The 21,430-nt window shown below is 48.6% G+C and carries 22 protein-coding genes; 7 read left to right on the top strand and 15 right to left on the bottom strand.

Features of this window, described 5'->3' with window-relative positions; translation table 11 throughout:
- Positions 1-22: 22 nt before the first annotated feature.
- Positions 23-796 (bottom strand): SDR family NAD(P)-dependent oxidoreductase, encoded by a 774-nt coding sequence (locus tag B153_RS0103600; RefSeq protein WP_020595300.1) that lies wholly within the window; start codon positions 794-796, stop codon positions 23-25.
- Positions 797-889: 93 nt separating this feature from the next.
- On the bottom strand, positions 890-1,705 hold the full coding sequence (locus B153_RS0103595) for a phytanoyl-CoA dioxygenase family protein (protein ID WP_020595299.1): 816 nt from the start codon (positions 1,703-1,705) through the stop codon (positions 890-892).
- A 229-nt stretch (positions 1,706-1,934) separates the two neighbouring features.
- On the opposite strand from B153_RS0103595, the gene B153_RS0103590 reads away from it, so the two are divergent.
- The gene (locus B153_RS0103590; RefSeq protein WP_020595298.1) at positions 1,935-3,023 is read left to right on the top strand and encodes a BamA/TamA family outer membrane protein; all 1,089 of its coding nucleotides are present in this window, start codon (positions 1,935-1,937) and stop codon (positions 3,021-3,023) included.
- A 106-nt stretch (positions 3,024-3,129) separates the two neighbouring features.
- On the opposite strand, the gene B153_RS0103585 is transcribed toward B153_RS0103590, so the two are convergent.
- Positions 3,130-4,332 (bottom strand): aspartate aminotransferase family protein, encoded by a 1,203-nt coding sequence (locus tag B153_RS0103585; RefSeq protein WP_020595297.1) that lies wholly within the window; start codon positions 4,330-4,332, stop codon positions 3,130-3,132.
- A gap of 44 nt (positions 4,333-4,376) precedes the next feature.
- Here B153_RS0103585 and B153_RS0103580 point away from each other — a divergent pair, with 44 nt between their 5' ends.
- Both B153_RS0103580 and B153_RS0103575 read left to right on the top strand, forming a co-directional pair.
- Entirely contained in the window at positions 4,377-5,573 is a 1,197-nt protein-coding gene (locus B153_RS0103580) for a hypothetical protein (protein ID WP_040760786.1), read from the top strand.
- Between the two features lie 249 nt (positions 5,574-5,822).
- Entirely contained in the window at positions 5,823-7,505 is a 1,683-nt protein-coding gene (locus tag B153_RS0103575; protein WP_020595295.1) for a sodium:solute symporter family protein, read from the top strand.
- A gap of 248 nt (positions 7,506-7,753) precedes the next feature.
- Here B153_RS0103575 and B153_RS38830 read toward each other — a convergent pair whose 3' ends face one another.
- Both B153_RS38830 and B153_RS0103565 read right to left on the bottom strand, forming a co-directional pair.
- Positions 7,754-8,122 (bottom strand): DUF6970 domain-containing protein, encoded by a 369-nt coding sequence (locus tag B153_RS38830; RefSeq protein ID WP_020595294.1) that lies wholly within the window; start codon positions 8,120-8,122, stop codon positions 7,754-7,756.
- Between the two features lie 213 nt (positions 8,123-8,335).
- Positions 8,336-9,235 carry a DUF2911 domain-containing protein gene (locus B153_RS0103565; RefSeq protein WP_020595293.1) on the bottom strand — a complete coding sequence of 300 codons (900 nt, stop codon included), beginning with the start codon at positions 9,233-9,235 and terminating at the stop codon, positions 8,336-8,338.
- Between the two features lie 64 nt (positions 9,236-9,299).
- Between B153_RS0103565 and B153_RS0103560 the strand changes: the two genes are divergently transcribed.
- Together B153_RS0103560 and B153_RS0103555 are read left to right on the top strand one after the other, a co-directional pair.
- The gene (locus tag B153_RS0103560) at positions 9,300-9,833 is read left to right on the top strand and encodes an NUDIX hydrolase (RefSeq protein WP_026261885.1); all 534 of its coding nucleotides are present in this window, start codon (positions 9,300-9,302) and stop codon (positions 9,831-9,833) included.
- 85 nt (positions 9,834-9,918) lie between these two features.
- Positions 9,919-10,338: a hypothetical protein gene (locus B153_RS0103555; protein WP_020595291.1), complete on the top strand. Its 420-nt coding sequence runs from the start codon at positions 9,919-9,921 to the stop codon at positions 10,336-10,338.
- A 58-nt stretch (positions 10,339-10,396) separates the two neighbouring features.
- On the opposite strand, the gene B153_RS0103550 is transcribed toward B153_RS0103555, so the two are convergent.
- From B153_RS0103550 to B153_RS0103530, 5 genes are all read right to left on the bottom strand, one after another.
- On the bottom strand, positions 10,397-10,984 hold the full coding sequence (locus B153_RS0103550; protein WP_020595290.1) for an O-methyltransferase: 588 nt from the start codon (positions 10,982-10,984) through the stop codon (positions 10,397-10,399).
- A 54-nt stretch (positions 10,985-11,038) separates the two neighbouring features.
- Positions 11,039-11,554 (bottom strand): O-acetyl-ADP-ribose deacetylase, encoded by a 516-nt coding sequence (locus B153_RS0103545; RefSeq protein ID WP_020595289.1) that lies wholly within the window; start codon positions 11,552-11,554, stop codon positions 11,039-11,041.
- Positions 11,555-11,639: 85 nt separating this feature from the next.
- The gene (locus B153_RS0103540; protein WP_020595288.1) at positions 11,640-13,316 is read right to left on the bottom strand and encodes a S8 family serine peptidase; all 1,677 of its coding nucleotides are present in this window, start codon (positions 13,314-13,316) and stop codon (positions 11,640-11,642) included.
- The gene (locus B153_RS0103535) at positions 13,270-13,971 is read right to left on the bottom strand and encodes a hypothetical protein (RefSeq protein WP_020595287.1); all 702 of its coding nucleotides are present in this window, start codon (positions 13,969-13,971) and stop codon (positions 13,270-13,272) included. Before B153_RS0103535 ends, B153_RS0103540 begins: the two co-directional genes overlap by 47 nt.
- A gap of 12 nt (positions 13,972-13,983) precedes the next feature.
- Positions 13,984-14,913: a LysR family transcriptional regulator gene (locus B153_RS0103530; RefSeq protein ID WP_020595286.1), complete on the bottom strand. Its 930-nt coding sequence runs from the start codon at positions 14,911-14,913 to the stop codon at positions 13,984-13,986.
- 111 nt (positions 14,914-15,024) lie between these two features.
- Between B153_RS0103530 and B153_RS0103525 the strand changes: the two genes are divergently transcribed.
- Positions 15,025-16,005, top strand: coding sequence for an EamA family transporter (locus B153_RS0103525; protein WP_020595285.1), 981 nt, complete (start codon positions 15,025-15,027; stop codon positions 16,003-16,005).
- A 52-nt stretch (positions 16,006-16,057) separates the two neighbouring features.
- On the opposite strand, the gene B153_RS0103520 is transcribed toward B153_RS0103525, so the two are convergent.
- From B153_RS0103520 to msrA, 5 genes are all read right to left on the bottom strand, one after another.
- Positions 16,058-16,561 carry a hypothetical protein gene (locus B153_RS0103520; RefSeq protein ID WP_020595284.1) on the bottom strand — a complete coding sequence of 168 codons (504 nt, stop codon included), beginning with the start codon at positions 16,559-16,561 and terminating at the stop codon, positions 16,058-16,060.
- Positions 16,562-16,653: 92 nt separating this feature from the next.
- Positions 16,654-17,709 carry an acetate and sugar kinases/Hsc70/actin family protein gene (locus tag B153_RS0103515; protein WP_020595283.1) on the bottom strand — a complete coding sequence of 352 codons (1,056 nt, stop codon included), beginning with the start codon at positions 17,707-17,709 and terminating at the stop codon, positions 16,654-16,656.
- Positions 17,710-17,829: 120 nt separating this feature from the next.
- On the bottom strand, positions 17,830-18,843 hold the full coding sequence (locus B153_RS0103510) for a hypothetical protein (protein WP_026261884.1): 1,014 nt from the start codon (positions 18,841-18,843) through the stop codon (positions 17,830-17,832).
- Between the two features lie 85 nt (positions 18,844-18,928).
- Positions 18,929-19,621 (bottom strand): hypothetical protein, encoded by a 693-nt coding sequence (locus B153_RS0103505; RefSeq protein ID WP_020595281.1) that lies wholly within the window; start codon positions 19,619-19,621, stop codon positions 18,929-18,931.
- A 168-nt stretch (positions 19,622-19,789) separates the two neighbouring features.
- Entirely contained in the window at positions 19,790-20,452 is a 663-nt protein-coding gene (gene msrA, locus B153_RS0103500) for a peptide-methionine (S)-S-oxide reductase MsrA (RefSeq protein WP_020595280.1), read from the bottom strand.
- 146 nt (positions 20,453-20,598) lie between these two features.
- On the opposite strand from msrA, the gene B153_RS0103495 reads away from it, so the two are divergent.
- Positions 20,599-21,195, top strand: a complete 597-nt coding sequence (locus B153_RS0103495; RefSeq protein WP_020595278.1) for a MiaE family protein — start codon at positions 20,599-20,601, stop codon at positions 21,193-21,195.
- Positions 21,196-21,430: the final 235 nt, after the last annotated feature.

Below are 21,430 nucleotides of genomic sequence, written 5' to 3'. Positions count from 1 at the left end.
TCGTAACGGAATGCAAAAAAGACTATTCATAAATGCTGCCTGCGGTCTTTTCAACAAGCCCTTTGGGAAGCAGCCAGGCCATGAATTTGCCGGCTTTATTGAGAAACCCGGTAACGACTTCGGTCTGACCAGCTAAGGTAGCTTCAACAGCCTGACGGGCTACTGCCTGGGGTGTCATGTTTACTTTCTGGGCTGCCTTACGACCTTTCTCTCCAATTTGAGCCCGGTCAACAAAGTTGGTATCTGTGGAACCAGGGCATACGCAGGTAACCGATACGGATGACCGTTTTAATTCCTGATGTAGTCCCCGACTAAACTGAAGTACAAACGCTTTTGAGGCAGAATAGAGGCTAAGTCCTGGTACAGCCTGATAGGCGGCCGAACTACCAATGTTCAGAATATAGGCTTTGGGCTGCTGCCGCAAGGCTGGAAGGAACAGATAGGTTAGCTCAACCAGCACGGTCATATTTACAGCCATCATGTCCGTGTGTTCGGCCAGTGGATGTTTTTCGAAAGGGCCACTAAGTCCATAGCCTGCGTTGTTGACCAGCATCTGGATGGCATAGCCTTTTTGCTGACACCATGATACTACGTTCTGGGCAGCACCGGGGGCGGCAAGGTCTGCGGCCAGATAATCTGTTTTGATGCCGTACTCACTGGCAAGCTGCCGGGCGATTTCCCGAAGTAATGTTTCGGAGCGGGCAACCAGAAGCAGGTCAAATTTTTTTTGCGCTAGTTCGGTGGCAATGGCCAGGCCAATGCCCCGGCTGGCTCCTGTTATGAGGGCGTAGGCCATAAGAGTGGGGAGGTATGGAAAAAGGAAGAAGGGAAAAAGGAGAAAGTGACCGACCTAAGGCTTTCTCCTTTTTCCCTTCTTCCTTTTTCTTTCTTAAATATTGACTTTGGAAATGAAACGGTGATAGAACGGCGTTTTGCTGTTCTCATCTTTAGGCATGTACTTTCCAGTTACGACCGGCACATACATGACACGTCGACGGCTGGCTTCACCGAAGTAAGGCGACTGCTGCGCCCGGTGCCAAAGCCGTCCGTCGTGGACCGACAGGTCGCCCGCATTGATGTCGAAGCCAACTTCGTGCTTATCGGGCTCGTTGTCGACAAAATATTTTTTGCGGAAGAGCATTTTTAGAATTCCCTGCTTATGCGTACCCGGAATCACCCGAAGGCCACCACTTTCGTAAGGTGTCGAATTGAGGTGAATGCCCACGTTGAGCATCGGCATAATGCGTTGCCCCAGAAAAATGTCGCGCGGGCTATCGGTATGCCAGCCCATTTGCGAGAATTTGCTGTTGGGAGTACGAACGTAGTGGTTCAGAATGAGGCCATCTTTTTCAATTTCAGCAATGCGCCCCTCGTAAGGTTGTAGAAGGTCTACGACAGCCTGTAGGCGGGGGTCCTGCAAAAATTCATGGAGTGCTGTACTGTGCTGCGACAGGAAGCACATCCGCTGAATCATGGAATTTCCAGCCTCATCCTTACCAAATTTTAATGGAACGCCGTTTACCTTATCACGCCCTTCATCGAGCCATTGTTTTTCGATCCGCTCCGTTTCACTGATAAAAAGTTTAACTGTTTCGGGTTCAATGAAGTTACGAAATACAATGACACCATATTTGTTAAAAAACTGGCGTTGTTCTGGAGTGATAGATTCGCCTAACGTAAAGGGCGGTAAGTTTAATTTGCTCATATCGGTGGTTTACAAATCGGAGGTTCCGTAGTTGATGCCAACCCGTCGGCTGCCCCCTGTTGATTGGGCGCAGACTGTATCGGTTAATAAAAGCCCAAATCTACGAAATTTACAATTTTAGGATTACTTTGCCGCAATTTAATTAATGCGAGTTTAATTAACGGTTAATTCGATTACAGTGTCGGTTTTACTTGATAAAAGGTTGGTTTTGCTGTTAATCAGCCAATTAATGAGCCTGGGGCAAGCCCTTCGAGCCCAGCCCGATAGCATCCGTGTTCCTCGAGAACCCATTCCAAGTCAACTAATTCGTACCCGAAATACGCTGATTTTGCCTTTGGTAGCCCGTTCAATCGAAACCGACTGGTCTTTTGGCCTGGCGGGCTCATTCACGTTTCGGTTCAATAAGCACGATACCCTTACTCGTACGTCAAACACCCAGGCGCTGGCATTATACTCCCTTCGCAAGCAATTTATTGCGGCTGTGAATGGAACAACTTATTTTCCGGGCGAACGAATTATCCTAAATTATCAATTATCGTACAGCTATTTCCCCGATCGGTTCTGGGGGCTTGGAAAGGACGCGCCTGATGAGCATATGGAACCCTATACCTTCAAGCAATACTATATTTATCTGCATTTTCAGCGGAAGCTAAAGGAGCGTTTTTTCGCAGGACTCGTTTATGAATACCAGCGACTCCTGGATATAGATTATCAGTCGGGCGGCCTTTTCGACCAGTTGCAGGTGATTGGCCGCCAGCCCTATCACATCTCCGGGGCAGGGCTAAGTCTTACGTACGATTCGCGGAATAACGCATTTGCCCCTGATCGGGGAGGGTTTCTACAAGTTTACTTCAATCATTTTAACCCAATGTTCGGCTCAGATTTTCGATATACCAACTATGTCGTTGATTTTCGGCGGTTTCTGCCGATTTACCGACAGCATGTGCTGGCTATCCAGGCCTATGGTTTTTTTAATGGGGGCAAGACGCCCTTACGAAGCCTGGCCAGCTTTGGGGGTTCCAACAGCATGCGGGGCTTTTATGATGGACGCTATCGAAGCGAAGACCAGATCGTGGCTCAGGCCGAGTATCGGGTGCCGTTGTTCTGGCGATTGGGTGCGGTCGGTTTTTTTGGGGTGGGTAATGTAGGGGATAACCTGCGGGAACTGAATTTTCAGGAACTTAAATACTCGTTTGGCGGTGGGCTCCGACTGTCTCTGAATCAGAAAGAACGCTTAAATCTTCGTGTCGATTACGGTTGGGGTATTGGGCAAAGTGTATCGAACGGTTTATATTTTCAACTGGGAGAAGCATTTTAACCGAAGGCATTTGCGTGGCGACATTTTTTAATCATACAGGGCCATGAATAGTTTTCAGGGTACTTCGCAACCGCTTGAGCAAATGGCCATTCATGACCCCGTATGACTAAGCATGAATCGCTTCCAGAATTACTCCACACGCTTCCTGAATCTGGGCTTCCGTAATGATGAGCGGGGGGGCTATCCGCATGGAATTGTTACAAAATAAAAACCAGTCGGTAATAACCCCCAGCCCTTTCTGACTGTTGTCGATGGCACGATCGATAATGGGTTTTAACACGTCAAACGAATCGAATTCAACAGCCAGCATCAGGCCTTTACCGCGTATTTCCCGTATAGACGAATGGCTCAGCAACTGTCTGAATAGTTGTCCTTTGGCCTCTGCCTGTTCGTGTAACTTCTGCTCCTGTATAACCTGCAAGGTGGCTAATGAAGCGGCACACGAAACCGGGTGGCCACCAAAGGTGGTGATATGGCCCAGAATCGGATTGTTTTTAAACACACTCATCAATTCATCGGAGCTGATGAATGCCCCGATAGGCATACCTCCTCCCATACCTTTGGCACATAGCAGAATATCGGGAACAACCGAAACGCCCTCAAATGCCCAAAAAGTGCCTATGCGTCCGTAGCCGGTCTGAATCTCATCAAAAATAAGCAAGGCTCCCATTTCCGTACAACGCTGCCGAAGCGCCTGAAAATAGGCTGCTTCCGGCACACGAACACCTGCTTCGCCCGCAACTACTTCGATTATTACAGCCGCTGTTCGATGGGTAATTTGCTCAAGATCGGTCGGATTGCCGTGGCGGATGTGCCGAACATCGGGTAGGAGTGGGCGAAAATTACGTTTGAAATTTTCGTCGCCCGAAAGGGAAAGAGCACCCTGGGTTGAGCCGTGGTAGGCATTGAAGCAACTGATGAGTTCAGAACGGCCCGTATATCGCTTCGCCAGTTTCATAGCTCCTTCAACAGCTTCGGTTCCTGAGTTGGTGAAATATACGTTATTCAGACTCGGTGGCAAGGTTTGGCTTAAAGCCTGAGCCAACTGCGTCTGCGACGTTTGAATATATTCACCGTATACCATCAGGTGCATGTACTTATCCAACTGCTGATGGATGGCTTCCAATACGCGCGGATGCCGATGCCCTACGTTGCTCACCCCAATGCCTGAAATGAGGTCGATATAGCGTTTGCCGCTGGTTTCATATAAATAAATGCCTTCGGCCCGGTCGATTTCCAACCCTAACGGAAAATCGGAGGTCTGAGCTATATGCTGAAAAAATAATTGTCGGTGTGTAACCGTTTGCATAAGAAAATATCAACGCCAATTCTTCAACCTTAACGTCTACTGCTGTGAAAACAGTTCTATTTCTGCTATGCCTGTGTCCATTTATAGTGCAGGCACAATTCCTAAAAGTAACGCCTGAAGATACGTTCCGAAAACATTCTTACCTACTCATGCGGGATGGTTCAGTTGTTCGTGGACAAATTGTTCGACAGGACAGTTCCTTGATTACCGTTCGGGTACGTGGGGGCGATCTGTCTTATGTAGAGGCCGATCAGGTCGTGAAAATACTGGCAGAACGCCCGAAGGAAGAGCAGGCTGAAATGCATGAACGAATCGCTTCGGCCGTATTTCTGCTACGGGATGGCACCCGCCTGCCAGGCACCTTTGTCAAGCAGAATGAAACCATGATTACGGTCCGAAAGCCGAACGGTCAGTTAACCTACTTTGAGCCAGAGTTACTCGTTCGGGTCGATACGGTATGGAATGAGATGAGCCAAACCAGCCGCTCGAATCCAGATGGTTTTGTGAATCGGTTTTCTCCGTTTATGTTACTCAACCCTACGGCGATTAATGCTGAAAAAGGTCGATTTTATTACCGCAACACCTGGTTATATAATGCATTTGATTATGGGATTACCCGGTTCTGGAGTATAGGAGCAAGTTTTGTCACACCAATACCTTCGGTGGACCTGGATTCAGATGATCTTTTTTTCTACGAGGGCTTCCTGCCAACCACTTCCCGGTTATACACTAAACTCAGTGTGCCGTTAGGCAATAAGGTTCGGATGGGCCTGAATGTCATGTATCAGGATAAAAGTAAGTTAGGTTACTATACAAGGGGGCCTCTGACGTTCAATGCATTGGCTACATTTGGGAGTGCCCAGCGCAACGTGACGGCAGGATTTGGGTTTGTTGAACGTGGTAAACGACGATACTATTACGCCAACCCAATGTCGTATCCTTACTATCTGGATACGCCCATCGAAAATCAACTGTACATAACTATGGGCCTGATGCAGAAAGTATCGCCAAGTCTGACTGTGCTTAGTGACAATCGGGTTAATTTAGGGGACTATTCCTATTATCCGAACGATTTTGGGGAGCGGGTTTCTTTATCATTTGCGTTGCGGATCGATCGCCATCGGCATGCCTTCGATCTGGGGTTCTATAGCCAGATTTTCAGAGATGGGCTGAAATATAAAGAGCTGCCATTCCGAATGTTGCCCTATTTAAGTTATAACCTTTCGATCGGGCGTGAGTAGGCCGAGAGGAATCTGGCATTTCGTTTGTACAGGATAAGGAGAAATAAGCCATTCCTTTGCGTTAATCGAAGTCGATACATCTATTTCTGCTAATTTCGCCGTTATAGACTCGACAACCCATGCATTCATGACCCGTAACCCATCTGATCTACCCCCTTTTGCTCGTTCCTGGCCCCAGCTCTACGCTATCGTAATGGGTAGCCTGGTTGTCGAAATGCTTCTGTTTTATGGACTAATGCGCTGGTTATCATGAGTGTTCTTGATTGGAGCGTATTAGTGTTCACGCTGGTGGGTATCATTACCTACGGCATTGTACGGAGTCGGGGTAGCCGTAGTATGAACGATTACCTGCTGGCGGGTCATTCGCTGCCGTGGTATCACGTTGGGCTTTCGGTGATGGCTACCCAGGCCAGCGCCATTACGTTTTTGTCGGCACCGGGGCAGGGGTTTACCGACGGAATGCGGTTTGTGCAGTTCTATTTTGGGCTTCCACTGGCGATGGTGGTTTTGTCGGTAACCTTTGTGCCGATCTTTCATCGGCTGAAGATTTTTACGGCCTACGAGTTCCTGGAATCTCGCTTCGATACGCGGGTTCGCACCCTGACAGCGGGGCTGTTCTTACTCCAGCGGGGCTTATCGACGGGCTTATCGATTTATGCCCCTTCCATCATTCTGTCGACTATTCTGGGCTGGAATATCTACCTGACCAACTTGATAATGGGAGGCATTGTACTGGTATACACCGTTACAGGCGGTACCAAGGCAATATCCTATACGCACTTGCAGCAAATGGCGATTGTAACCTTTGCGATGGCGCTGGCGGGATACCTAACCGTAAAGCTGCTGCCTGACGGGATTGGCTTTGTGGATGCACTGCATGTAGCGGGTAAGGCAGGACGCATGAATCTGATCGACCTTAAATTCGATCCCAATAGCCGGTACAACATTTGGTCGGGACTGATTGGCGGTTTTTTTCTGCAACTGTCTTATTTCGGCACCGACCAGTCGCAGGTGGGGCGGTATTTGACGGGCGAAACCATCGGGCAAAGTCGACTCGGCCTGCTGATGAACGGCTTGTTGAAGGTGCCTATGCAATTTTTGATTCTGTTGGTGGGGGTACTGGTATTTGTATTTTACCAGTTCAATCCTTCGCCCATCTTTTTCAACAAACAGGAAACCGATCGATTAAAGCAGAGTGCCTACGCCCGCGAATACCAGCTTGCCGAAATCAAACATCAGAATCTGACCGCCCAGCGGCAGCGGGCAGTTCTGGATATGCAGGCGGCTCTGAAAACCGACGATCAGGCGGGGCAGGATGCGGCTGGAACGCGAATCCGTGAAACCGACGACGCATTGAAAGGGGTAAAGACTGACGTAACCAAGCTCATTAAAAAGGCTAACCCTGCGGCCGATACCAACGATGTGAATTATATATTTCTGCGTTTTGTACTGGACTACCTCCCGCACGGATTGATCGGGCTACTGATTGCCGTCATTTTTGTAGCTTCGATGGGGTCGATTGCTTCGGCTTACAATTCGCTGGCTTCCAGCACGGTAATCGATGTGTATAAACGCTTACTTCGACCCGACGGCGACGATACCTTTTATGTACAGGCATCGCGATGGGTTACTATTGGCTGGGGTATTTTCTGCATTATCGTGGCCCAGTTTGCCAATCAGTTTGGCAGTATGATCGAAGCCGTCAACATCCTGGGGTCTTTGTTTTACGGGGTTATTCTGGGGGTGTTTGTTGTCGCCTTTTACGTCAAAGCCATAGGGGGCAAGGCTACGTTCTGGGGAGCCATCATCGCTGAGGTTCTGGTTATTTTAAGCTGGTACTTCGACCTAACCGCTTTTCTCTGGCTCAACGCCATTGGTTGCCTGCTGGTTGTGGGGATTGCCTGGATATTGCAGCGTGTGTGGGGCCAATGAAGTATTCAGATAGATAAGAAAGAATTGAATGAGCGAATGCTAAGTTTTTGGGGTTAGTAAACAATTGGATCATGCAACAGCTATGCAGTTATTAAAAGCTCTAGGTACTGGTATACTGATATGCATATTAATTGTTCTCTTCTTTGTTATTCTAATTCTTATCGACTTGTGGTAGGTTCCCTATGAATAGTTAGGTTCTATACTCTATTCTCGGGTTTTGGATTACCATATCGGGACTTATACAATAGCTAGCGGCTATACAACACTGGGCCTGCTTGTGTCTCATTAAATACAGATTTACACTCCGTTTGTAAACCTGCAATAGTTGTATACCCCTTGCAAAGGGCTGTTCCTTGACAGTCATACAAGGTAGTTACCCCCCTGTCTGGGCCAGGAGTGATGTAAACGAGATAAACCGTTTGGTTTTTATAAGTAGCTTGCTGAATAGACAAACTCTGATCTTTAGTGGCTACTGTGTCGGCTACAATTGCCTTTAACCAATCTAGTTCTTCCAACGGGTTTGATACGTTACAGGACGGGGGAATATCTGACTGGCGACAATTGACTACCAGCGTGTAGAGAAGTAAGCAAAGGGTAGCCAGAAGGAGTATTTTCATAAGACAGCGATTTTATCCTATGACTTAACTTCTGAGGTAAGGGTTGGAATATGATACTATTCCCCGAAACAATCTTGAAAAAACTCAAGATGGCTTCGGCCTTTATTCCCTTTAATAAACTGAGTTATAAAACTGGTTTGGAAATCGTTCTAAACACAACTGCAGACCGGCCTGGTCTGCAGTTGTGTTTATCAAGAAAAATAAGGTTTGGCATTATGCCTTTTTCTTGCCTTTGCCTTTGATAGCAGGCAAGGCAGGAACTTTAGCGGTAAACTCCGAAATGCTTTTCTCAATGCCATCTTTGAAGAAAGGGAAAGCACCATCGTTGGACGATTGACCTAATGATAGTGCTTTTTGAGCTAGTGGTAGTGCTTCGGCATATTTGCCCATTTTGCCCAGAATTTGCGACTTTACATACAGATTCCGGTAGTTTTCGCCTGCCGCAATCGACTGATCGATCCAGCTTAACGACTGATCCAGATTGCGGCCTTTTGAGAGGTTATAGCTGGCGGCAGCCTGTAGTACGGCTGGATCATTGGGTTTTTCGGCAACAGCTTTATCGACGTTGGCCGCCGAATTAGCAGCGACATCTACTTTCAGATCAGCAACGGCTTTAATATTGGCCCAGATGAAATTCAGTTTGGCGGTGCTGTCAGTCACATCACTGAAGCCAATGGTAAAGGTTTCTACTTTCTCACTGTTTTCCATCGGGGTCAGGTTCACGCGTAGCGCATCTTCTTCCTGTTTGTACGATTGCTCCGTACTCGTCTTGTTTTTGCTGAAAATCAGCGTGGCGGAACCTTCTTCGGGAATCGATAGAACGGCGTAACTACCAGCCGCAAGGGTTTTACCATTGACCATTACATCCGTTGTGGTTGTAAACAGAGTAGGCGAATTGGCACCCGTCCGCCATACTTTTCCAAGCGGAACAAATGACGATGTAAAGGGCTGACGACCTTTCAGGCTTGGGCGCGAATACGTGATGGTCATATCGGTAGTGCCCACCGTTTGCATAACTGAGGCACCAGGGCTTGGAGAGGGCAATTTAATTTGAGCGGTGGCTAACTGAGCTGCCAGACAAAGGGTTACGGCTGTAAGCGTTAACTTGTGCATAATAGTCGATAGAGTATTGAAAAAACGGAAGCAAATTGCAGTTTTTACCGAACAAAAACAACGAATGTATCGTCAGCCGCTATTAAGTTTACTTTCTCATCATACACCAGCCGATGCCACAGAAAAGGCTATGACAGAGGCCACCGTGGCGTTTGTCAGGCAACATCCCGATTGCTTTGAGCGGTCGTTGCTGATTGGCCATATCACGGGTTCAGCGTGGATTGTTAGCCCCGACCGCAAGCAGACACTGTTACTTCATCACCGTAAACTAGACCGTTGGCTCCAACCCGGTGGGCACGCTGACGGTGATCCAGATGTAGCGGCTGTCGCCCTGAAAGAAGCTCAGGAAGAGACTGGACTGCAATCGGTCCGATTACTCAGCCCAGCTATTTTCGACGTGAATATACATACGATTCCCAAACGGGACGATGTGCCTGAACATCTACATTACGACATCCGATTTCTATTTGAAGCCGACCCTAAAGAACCGTTTGGCATTTCTGACGAAAGAACGAATATTCAATGGATTTCGCTCGAAAAGGTCGATTCGTTAACCGAATCTGAGTCAATCCTACGGTTATTGCGTAAGAAAATATAAAAACTAAAAACCTAGTAGTTATTTTAATCGTTTTTTAATCTGACGAGGTGTTAACTTTGTTGTACAACAAAACCAGAAAAAAACGATGAAATCGCTAACCTTTTTGCTTGTCGGCATCGGCATCCTGTCGATCGTCGGTCAGGCCAGAGCACAGACAAATCGGGATGATGGTCAGAAAAAACCGTTGAACAATCCTATGTATTCGACTGCCAACTACAAGCACCCCAATATGGCTGCAGCAGCGAGTCGATGGGAGAAAAAAACGGGGGTAGCGGTCCAGAAACCTGCGCCCTCGGATGCTCAGCTAGCTAACTATAAAAATCAGCACCCAGCCGTGCAGCCCGTTGGGGGCGTTTCGGTCGATCATACGCCAACGATGAGTCTGGCCGACAGGAACTACAAGATTCAACGGGTAAGTGAACCTCGCGAAGGATCGACCGCTACGGACTACATGGTTAAAAAACGCAATAAGAAGTCGGACAGTACCGCCGTAGGCGAGGATTAGGTATGACTGTATCTGCTTCAGAACGAACCGCCCGCAACCAGGTGGTTCGTTTTTTTATTCAAGCATGTTTCCAGAGAAGCAACTCACCGTTACCAACGGGTACTAAAGACGAATCAAGGCCGGGGATTTGCTGGACCAGGCTGGTAAATTCAGCGAGTTCGGCCTCGTGCGATACAGCATTATCGACTACGAGCAAACCCCCAGGCCGTAGAAGGCTGAGCAGTTGGTACAACCAGCCTGTATACTGACTCCGCTCAGAATCCAGAAAAATGAAATCCAGACTAGCGGGTGAACAGGCTGGCAGGTATGCTTCGGCCAGGGCCAAAATCTGCGTAATGACAACATCGACAGAAGCTTTTTGGAAATTCAGACGTGCCTGTTCGGCTTTCCAGGGGTCCATTTCGATAGTGGTTACGTGCCCACCTGTAGTGCGAACGGCATCGGCCAGCCAGATTGTCGAATAGCCATTTGATGTGCCGATTTCGAGAACCGCTTTGGCTTTTGTGGCTTTGATGAGAATAGCGAGGAATGGCCCCGTATCGGGGGTGATGTTGAGCATTCGTTCACGGCGCTGGGTTGCCTGCCGATCGTTGGTTTTACCAAATTGGGCCAGTTGATCCAGAAAATCGTGTAACGTTTGATCCATAAAGCTGACTGATTAGGTAAAATAGAACGAGCTGGTTAGCCAACCATCTGCGTTCTATTGATTTTGCGATTGTAGTATCTGCTCGTAAATCGTACGATTTTCGGCATCGAAGCAAACAAAGGTAACTTCCTGAATGGATGTTGGCTTTTCCAGAAATCTACTGACAGCGGCAATGGCTACCTCGGCTGCCTGGTCCTTTGGGTAACCATAAATGCCCGTGCTGATGTTCGGGAATGCAATTCGTTGAAGAGTATGCGCATCGGCAATTTCAAGCGATCGTCGGTAACAACTTGCCAGTAGGTCGGCTTCTCCATGCGCTCCTCCCCGCCAGACTGGACCTACCGCATGAATGATGTAAGTAGCTGGTAAACGAAACCCCTTGGTCAGTTTTGCTTCTCCAGTTTTACATCCGTTCAGCATTCGGCAGGCAAAGACCAGTTCGGGGCCTGACGCCCGATGAATGGCCCCATCTACCCCTCCGCCACCCAGTAAACTACTATTGGCTGCATTCACGATGGCATCAACGGCCAATTTCGTAATATCGCCCTGAACGATGTGTAAGGTTGGCATACGGAAAATTTAGGAGTTGTAGACAAGTGTTGCCAGTCGGCCGGTCAGCAAGTCAATCTTTAACCGCAAAACCACAAACTTTAGGTTACTGTTTTACCAGCTTCAGGGTTCGTTTTTTATCGCCCGCTACGAGGGTCATGATATAAACACCGGCGGATAAATTTAAATTAGGAAGGCGAAAAGCCGCTAGTCCAGGTGAAACATACCGATTTTGCCAGACGACCCGCCCGGTCAGGTTGGTCAGGGTAGCGTCGAGCGGAGTGTTCTCCTGAATTTCGCCCCACTGTACAGCCAGCGATTGACCATCGCTGAATGGATTTGGATAGACAAACAAGGCATTGTAGTCGCCGGAAAAGGACGAGGCCCGCTCGAAATTAGGAATGCCGTAGCCCAATTGATCGTTTGGCGTACCATATAGACTGCCAGATCGTCGGAGGGCATCGGTTACCTGAGCAGCCGTTAGGCGCGGGTGCGCCTGCCAGAATCCGGCTACCAGCCCGGCAATCAACGGTGTGGCAAATGATGTACCATTGCCCGATGCAATCGAACCCGTTGGATAGCCCACGGTTGTACCTAGCCCCTGGGCATCCAGATCAGGTTTGACCCGGCCATCGGCCGATGGGCCAAACGAACTAAAGGAGGCTCGCTGGCCTGTTGTGCCGACAGCGCCAATGGCTAGTACAGACGCAGCATCGGAGGGGGCCGAAAGATAATGCCAGCCATTGTTGCCTTCATTGCCAGCCGCTACCACAACCACCATTCCCGTTTCGGTAGCGATTTGGGCTGCCCGGCTGCTAAGTGCCGTTTTCCCATTCATATTCTGATAGGTATAACTGGTCGATGCATCGTCGAACTGTGTATATCCCAGAGAGGAACTAATGACATCGACCCCGGCACTATCGGCATATTCGGCACCAAATAGCCAGTTGGCTTCTTCAATCTGTCGTTCGCTGGCGGCATCTTCGGTGCGCAACAGGATAAATGAGGCTTTGTAGGCAGTGCCATAGAGCTGATTGTCGGCAGTGGCGGCAATTGCCGACAGACAGGACAACCCATGCGAGTCATCTTCGTAAACACTCGTCTCTTTTTTGACAAAATCGTAGGTGGCCAGCACGCGTTTTTCATCGAAAAGTGGTTTTAAAAAAGCCACCTTATTCGCGTTTTGAAATCCGGCGTCGAGCACTCCGATCAACATACCTTCACCGTGATAACCCTGCTGATGCATTTTGTCGACACCAATCTGGGTGATCTGAGCCAGGGATGAGCCATAGCTGAGGGGTTGTACATCCCCAAATTTGCCGGGCGTATCGACTTCATTCGCTGACGATAGAACTGAGTCTGCGACACTGATACGGGCATTGGCCAGCGAACGTCCAAACTCCAGACCTTTCACAAACGACAATTGCTGGATAGCCGTAAGGGTAGCCTCGCTGGCTTCGACCAGAACCGCATTGAGCCAGCGCGACGTAAACCAGATTTTGGCTCCGGTCTGTTGAAGCTGACTTAAGTAGCCAGGGTTAACGGGAAGGTCACGTTCTAAAACGGGGATATTCTGTTTCTGGCGACGCAGGATGGAGCGCTGCGATAAAAACTGATCTGGCTGATCAACCCGGTAAGGCGAATTGGCTTTGTCGCGTAGCAGAACCAGGTATTTTCGGGATTGGCCAAAGCTATCAGGGTGAGATAGTAAGAAAAGAAAGAGCAGTCCGGCTAGTTTAGTCAGTGCCGTACGATTGGATGCGGTAAATCTGTCGAGTGCCATAATCAATCTGTTGATGCCCAATGCAGGTTGGTGTAGCCGTACAAAACTGCACATGGGTTCGTTCCTTATACACTAATCCAACCCCTCGGGCGTATACATCGATCCGCTTATCCTGCGAAACCAGCGTGGAGTCATCCTGAGCGACGACGGTTGCCGTATCGTCGAATTGTTTAGCCAGTACGCGATAAGGCTGTCCGACGTTGCGGACTATGTACTCATCCGAATCCAAACCCGCAAGCTGATTACCGTTCCAACGTGATTGATCGCTGATTGGAAATAACAAGCTAACAAATTCTTTGCCGTTCTCAGAACGTATAGCCTGGTTATTGACTAACCGGACCGACCATACTGAGTCGGGTTGCCAAACCTGGGCCTCGTCGATTCGTTTATAGCGAATCAATCGGTAAGCCTGTTGCCCCGTCACATCCGAATAGGGTAGTCCAATCAGTTCCTTTAGCTGGTAAGTTCGCTGTAAAGGCGAGGTTGTTGCTGTATAGCGTTCTTCCTGTACGTCATATATCCAGTATCGACCCGTTTCGAGGGGGAAATACGCATAATCTGACGAAACAGGCTCCTGTAAAGCCGGTTGGCAGGAGATGGATAGAAGTACGGAAAAGAAGAGAAGGGCGTGTGTAATTAGATGGAAAGGCTTCATGGATGGAACGGATTAGGCATAATAGCCAGGCATTAGTTCGTCCGTAAAGGCATACCCCTCGTGTGTTCTCATGTACGATGCCAGCTGTTCGATAAAAGCAGTTGTGTAGGGGGGAAGCTGTTTGTTTTTCAACGTAGCCGCATACCAGGTACGCAGAATTCGCTGCTCCGTAACCCGAACCGTGACCAACTGCCCCGACTGGATGTAGGGTTTAATAACCCAGGTTGGCAGGACAGCTACTCCCAGCCCTGCCTTAACCATTTCCAGGATGGCTTCCGTCAGCGTAATCTTGTAGACTTTGGCAGGTCTACGGTGCTTGAAAAACATCATGAAATTGGCGCTTTCCTCGTCAGGTATGTTATACATGATGTAATTGTACTCAGCGAATTCGTCGATCTCGACCCAGCAACGCTGAGCCCAGGGATGGTCCGGAGCGACAACCGCGACAAACTCATCCTGAAAAAGTGGCGTATAGGCAAACTTTGGGTTTTCGTCACCTTCCGTAATGGCCACGTCAATTTTGTTAGTAAGCAGGTATTGATCAGCGGCATGAAAGGGGGCTTCCAGCTCAACCTTTACATCGACTTTGGGGTAAATGGTCTGGTATTCACGCAGAAAACCCGCCAGCCAATGGTAGGAAGTGTAACACTGAGTACACAGCCGCACTTCGCCCGATTCGGAGTCGGTGAGGCAACGGACTTTGGCTCGGGTTTCGGCAACTTCCAGAAGGATTTTTTCGGCTGCCTGCAACACCACCTCACCAGCCTGGGTAAGTAGCATCTGTTTTTTGTCGCGAATGAAAAGCTGCGTATTGAAATAGGTCTCAATTTCTTTCAACTGGTGGCTTAGAGCCGACTGGGTGAGGAACAGTCGATCAGCAGCCTTCGTCAGGTTACCACTGGAGGCAACCTCTTTCACCATTTGCAGATGCCGGATTTCCATGATGAGTAAAATTCATGATTTCTACAAAAATAATTCGCTTTATTCATGAATCAAAGTGCCTTACCTTTGGCAATAGGAACAGTAAATAACACCTGAAAGACGAAAAAAGCTATGAATCACACCAGTACCAAAACCGTTTCACCGCTACTGGTAATCAGTGCGTTTGCGGTTGTTTATATAGTTTGGGGGTCAACCTACTTTTTTATTCAGATGGCTATTCAGGATTTTCCACCGATGCTGATGGGCGCCATGCGATTTTTGGCGGCTGGCCTGCTGATGTTGCTATGGGGGGTCCTGAAAGGCGAGCCATTGGTGAATAAAAAAAGCCTGCTGAATTCAGCGATCGTTGGTGTATTATTACTGGTCGGAGGGAACGGGGCCGTCATATGGGTGGAACAGAGTTTGCCCAGTGCCCTGGTCGCCATCATGGTTTCATCAGCTCCACTTTGGTTTGTTCTGCTCGATAAACCCAACTGGAAAACGAATTTTAAAAGTCAGGCCACGCTGGCGGGCTTATTGATCGGCTTCGCCGGAGTGATTCTGTTGTTTAGTGAGCAGCTAGGTGATCTGTTTAGTGGCCATGCGGATTCGGCAAAAAATATAAGTATGCTTCTGCTGATTGGCGGTTCGATAGCCTGGTCGTCGGGGTCGCTGTATTCGAAGCACAATCCATCGGAGGGCGGGTCGACGGTCAATGTGGCCTGGCAGATGATTATAGCTGGGCTGGTGTTTTTACCCGCTAGCCTTCTCAATCAGGAATTTGAACAGGTTCAGTGGACACAGGTGCCCGTTCGTGCCTGGCTGGCGTTGGGGTATCTGATCCTGTTCGGATCGATCATTGCCTATAGTGCTTATGTTTGGCTCCTTCAGGTACGACCTGCTACACAGGTAAGTACGTATGCGTATGTGAATCCGGTGATTGCGGTTATTCTGGGTGTGTTGTTTGCCAATGAACCAATTTCCTGGGTCCAAATCGCTGGTTTAATTGTCATCTTAGGCAGCGTATTGCTAATCAATTTGCCCAAATACAGACAGGAGCGAGCTGCAAGGCAGGTAGAAGCTAAACGATTAGCCTTGTCGACAGATCGATAATCGAGGGCACTGGTTTCAAAGGACCGATTGCTCTGAACTGTGGAAAGTAGGGTTAAAAAATGCGGCTCCAGGCAAAGCGGATAATGACCAGAAGCGCAATGAATCCAACGGCAATATAGGTAAACGGGATATAGGTGACTGCGTAAATACGTGTTCGGTCGATGAACCACATAATCCCGATAATGGCGGCAATCAACGTCAGGAACCCCGACAGTTTGCCGAAGCCTGGGACATAGGCAAAGGGGATTTTTCGGCGGATGAGCATGAGCGTGGCAATCATGGTCAGTATGGGCAGGATCTGAAGGGCCAGGTTCATATCCCATACACTTTGCCGCTCGAACAGAAACAGGTAGATATTCAACGTTACGGCAAATACGCCTGGAATGCAGGCCAGGTACACAAGTACAGCATAAGCATACTTCCACTTAATAATTTCCTCGGCTGTGCTACCCGACCACAAATTCACCAAAAAAGCCCCTGTGGGAACAGCCATCAGGAGCACAAATAACAAAGCAGGCTGGCCCGAAATCGCCTGAAATACATCACGAAGGGTCATGGCAAGGAAATGATTGAGTGATTGAATGACTGAATGATTGAATAGAGGACTCATCTCCTATTCAATCATTCAGTCATTCGATCACTCAATCATTATTTAAGAGTCAACAGATAGCCGATGGTGAAATTAGCATCCCAGTCGAAAACGAACTGGTTGCAGCCGGTGGCGTCGGCAATGGCTTTGTACACGTTAAGGCCAGCTTTCGATTTGGCACTTTCCAGTTTATAAGCGGCTGGTGCATCCAGCACGGTATAGCGTTCTTTGCCTTTGCGCACTGATTTAGCCAATTCGAAAGGAACCCCACCGATGATAAAGCAGGTTTGACGGTGGTCGGATGGAACCTGTTTGGCTTTTGCCTTTACTTCATCGTACACGGTGGCATCACTCGTGCCTTCGCTGTAGTATTTTGAACCGTATGTTTCCAGAGCCTTGATGGAGCCTCCATCTTTCCACGAAATTTTCGTATTGCCGGAGCCAATGTCGGTAACAAACGAGTTGCCTTCGTACGATTCGGGCAGTACGGCGCGCAGGGCCAGACTTCCTTCCTGTTCGGGAGTTACCGTATTGACGAAGTAATTCAGGGATTTCAGCACCTTAATGATCTTCTGTGTGCCTTCGGCTTTAACAGCCCCTGAGCTTACCACAAAATGAATATTACGGCCACCAACCCCAAAGTCCAGCATTTTGCCGATATAACTTTTCAGGCCGGTCCGCACGTCATTGTCAGTAGCCATGTTTTCCAGTACGAGGCTATTGCCAAACTCAGCCTTTTCAAGTTTCCAGCGTTTCTGATCGTCGATCCGGACGACGAACGAGTTGAATCCACTGGCTCCCAGTTCAACCACCCCTTTCAGAACACCATTTTGAGGCTCAGGTGCGGTATACGAAAAATCCTTTTGAGGCTGAGCGCTACTGCTCGCTTCATCCGATGAACCGGATGAGGAAGCACTCGACTCGTCGATAGCCTCTTCGGCCGTTTTGTCGTCGGCACGGGGCATGGTCTGCGACTCCGTATATTCCTTGTCTTTGTCTTTCGACTGAAGCTTTTTCAGGGCATCGTTGCCACCAAAGTAACGGAAAGCGAAAAAGATGGCGGCCAAAATCAAGACCGTAATAAGCAGCCGACCGGCTACGGTTAAACGTTGCATAGGAATGTTAATTTTGACTGATTGAATGATAGAATGAGTGAATGGAAGAATGAGTGAATGGAAGAAGAGGCCATGTGCTGTATCGGGACATTCTATCATTCACTCATTCAAAATTGGCTATTAGTCCAGCAAATTCTTGTAACCGGCGTCTTTCTGCGGGGCAGGGCCGAGGTTTACGGTTTGGGGTGGCGCATCCAGTTGAACCATTTTGAACTCGCCTTTATTATAGGCTTCCAGCAGAGCCTGGCCTTTATCGGACAGGATACCATTCTGAATATCCACCCCGTTGATGAAGTCCATCGACAGGTCCATAGCTCGTTTCATTTCACCCAGTTTGTTACTCATGTCGTCCTGAATATACTCCATCGACTGGTCGAAATAGAATTTCTTGTCGGGGTCGCCCTTGAATAGGCTGACTGCCGTTTTCAGCGCGTTGGAACTCTCCTTCACGATCTGATATTCGGTTTCTTTCAGCCGGACCTTGATTTCGGTTTCCTTAATAATGTAGTCGGCGCTCTGGTTGACTTTTTCCATGAAAGCCAGTACCTGTTTCATGTTGCGTTGCAAGGGCAGCAGTTTCTCATTCATTTCCTGCAAACCCGCCCCTTCGATAGTGGCAAGCTGAGCCGCTTCACGCATGCCCGGCTTTTCGGTCATGGAATTGGCTTTATTGGCTTCCGCAAATTTCTGTTTGATGGCTTCGTTGTTTTCGTTGATCCGTTTGTTCAACTTCACCAACTGCCCGGCCAGGGTATTGATCTGCCCCTGCATTTTTTCGCGTTTATCTTTCAAATCCTGAATGTAGATTTTCATGATGGCGATCGGGTTGAGTTGAATTACTGTACCTGTCAGACTGCGCATCAGCGATTTGAACAGGAAGAAGACCGCCGTCCGAACATCTTTGCTGGTAAACAGGAAGATTAGCACACCCAACGCACCCAGCAGCAGCGACAATTCGAGTAGGTTTGAGGTCGCCCGGATCAGAAATTCCAGAATATCATTGAGGTGCCAGAGGCCAAAGCCAGCGATTCCGGCCAGCACAATCATGCCCAGTACCCCTTCGGGGCGGTTCCAGAACGATTTCTTTTCGGGGCCAGACCCACTACTCAGTTGAGAAAAATCAGGAGTTGCCATGTTTTCGAAGTATGATGTAAGATGTATAATGGAGGATGTATTGGGATAGGGTGTTTTGCCTACGCCATACATCCGACATCATCTGTTATTTTAAATACTGTGTCATTTTGGCGATATCGCCTTTAATCTGATCAACAAAGTGGGCAAACGTGGTTTCGTAATTCTGTTTATTCTGTGTGATTTTGCCTCCCTGCTCGGTAATTTCTCCACTGATACTGGTCAGTCGGGCCGTATTAGCGTCAATCTGTTTCTGAATCTCGATCAATTGTTTAGCCAGCGACTCGTTTTCCGTCTGCAGTCGTTTTTGCTCGTTTTGCAATCCACCAACACGTTCGGCCAGGGCTGCTTCCACACTTTTACCAAAGGCATCCCGATCTTTGCTGAGTGCTGCAATATAACCATTTGCCGTATTGGTCAAAGTGGCCATATCGGTACTTCCTCCCATTGCCTTAAAGCTGGCCCAGGCCGCCTGATACTGCTTATCTTCGGGTAATCCCAGGTTCGACAGGCTGCGTAAAGCTTCCCGAAACTCAAAATAGTCGGGGCCGGGCGGATTGTTCTGCGCCAGTACGGTTGCAAAGTGCTCGGCAAACTTTGAGTCGATAGAGCCTGTTGCTACTGGTTCTGGCGTTGGGGTTGCTGGAGCCGACTGGGTAGGAGCTGGCCGGGGTGAAGCGGGGCTAGTAGCCGGTGTGGAGCCCGTTGCTACCCCCGGTTCTTCTTCTTTAATGAAGAAACTCAGAATTTTACGCCCAATGGATTTATCAGAGTCTGGCATAGGAGTCAGTCAGTTAGTTGAAAGACAGAACAATGTTACAAGGTTCGACCGAATCCCACAATATCAGATTAGGCCGAACGGTTGCGGGAATGGGGAAATGGTCGTAGAACGGGTCGAATGTTAGCAAAGGTTTACGATTTACGGGTTTCGGTTTATGCTGCGTGTCGATTACTTCAACCACGCTTCCATGCGTTCCCGAAAGGTTTCGACTTTGGGTTTTGAAACGAGCTGGATGTACATATTGTAATCATTGTGCTCGTAATAATCCTGATGATACACCTCGGCCGGAAAAAATGCGTTGAACGGCTCAACCTGCGTGACTACTTTCCCTTTGTGGTGCCCAGACGCGGTTTCACGACGAATGGCGGCTTCGATTCGTGCTTTCTCATCGGGGGTACGATAGAAGATGGCCGATCGGTAATGTTTGCCTCTATCGGGCCCCTGCCGGTTGAGTTGAGTGGCATCGTGACCAGCGAAGAACGCATCGAGCAGCACGTCATACGAAATCACCTTAGGGTTATAGTAAACCTGAACAGTTTCGGCATGCCCGGTCTGGTCGGTGCTGACCTGCTCATAAGTTGGATAATCCAGGTCACCACCGGCATAGCCCGAAACCGCAATCCTGACCCCTTTTAGTGATTTCATTTCTTCCTGAATGGCCCAGAAACATCCTCCTGCGAACGTAGCTATTGCTTCACCGGGTTGTTGAGCAGGTAATTGGGCTGGATGTATATCGATGGTTGTATTGGCTGGTTTGTCGGTCGATTGTTGATGACAGGCCGATAGCTGGAGAGCCGCAAAAAGCAGTATAAAGCTGGAAGCTAATTTCATGATGGACTGGCTAGAGTCAATTAACAAAAAAGTGGGGGATGGGGTTATGGAACCGTCGATTTCGCCCCAACTGGTTAACTTTGCTCGGAGAACTACCCGAATTAAACAGGATAGACGTATATTTCCCAATCCAGCTTTCGACGTTTATGTCGCTGACAACCTTAGGGCTTGAATTGCCAACCGACCCACGCTGGGTCAACATTGCCGAAATGAACATTGGCGATATTTTGATCGATCATGCCTACTGCGAGCAGAAAGCGGCCTCATCGTGCATCTCGCTCATTGTCCAATACTCTGATAAAGAAGCAATTGTTGAAACACTGACACCCGTGGTGGCTGAAGAGTGGGGGCATTTCCAGCGGGTGCTGAAAGAACTCCGTAAACGAAATATTCCATTGGGACGGCAGCGCAAAGACGAGTACGTGAACCAATTGCGCAGCCGCCTTCGTCGACCCATTGGCGACCGGAATGAGCAGTTGATGGATAATCTGCTGATCAATGCGCTCATCGAAGCCCGGAGTTGTGAGCGATTCAAACTCCTGTCTGAAAACATTGCCGACGAAGGACTACAGAAGTTCTACCGGGAATTGATGATTTCGGAAGCGGGGCACTACCGCAATTTTATCGAATTGGCCGAAACCTATCTGCCGGCAGAGCGCGTTCGCCAGCGCTGGAAAGAATTTCTGGCTGTCGAAGCCGACATCATGGCTACCCTTGACGTACGGGGCGACCGGATGCATTGATTAGGACTTAAGCCAGCCGAGTACCAACCGCAAAATGCAGTAGTGGCACAGGAGCGAAAAAAAGATGGCAACCAGCCAGGTAACGACTAAAACAGGGTCAAAAGATTTGGTTCGATTCATGGTTACGGCTATCTGGTCATATAAAGAGCAGTTCGCATAAATTATACTTATTGATTTTTGTCATTAAGTAACACTAGGTGTATGCAAATTGTTGATTTTGGTCAGGTAATTACTG

Source organism: Spirosoma panaciterrae DSM 21099, assembly GCF_000374025.1.
In the GTDB taxonomy this organism is placed as follows: domain Bacteria; phylum Bacteroidota; class Bacteroidia; order Cytophagales; family Spirosomataceae; genus Spirosoma; species Spirosoma panaciterrae.
The sequence above is the reverse complement of the archived record's forward strand: the minus strand, read 5'-3'. Positions and strand labels throughout refer to the sequence as shown.